Below are 258 nucleotides of genomic sequence, written 5' to 3' on the forward strand. Positions count from 1 at the left end.
CCGTTCGCCGGGAAACCCGAATTGGCCGCAGCGTTGCCGGCTCCGAGACCGCCCGGCTTGCCGCAGCCCTGGCTTGGGCCGATGGCCTGCACTGTCCCCGTTCCGGCGGCAAGAGCGATCCGCGTCGACTGGTCATGGCCGATCGTCGTGGATTCCAGCACCTTGGCCTTGCGCGCCGTTGGCCATGCCGGACGATTGCACGGCTGGATCGGAGTGACGGGATTGCACGGATTGGTGACGTAGATGTCCTGGTCCGAT

General features: G+C 66.7%; 1 protein-coding gene. It reads right to left on the minus strand.

Annotated elements, in window-relative coordinates; genetic code table 11:
• A partial coding sequence (locus VJI94_RS08510; protein ID WP_324009051.1) for a hypothetical protein occupies positions 1-258 on the minus strand: 258 nt, incomplete at both ends.

Origin of the sequence: Parvimonas sp. D9, from assembly GCF_035282565.1 — a bacterium.
GTDB lineage: Bacteria > Bacillota > Clostridia > Tissierellales > Peptoniphilaceae > Parvimonas > Parvimonas micra.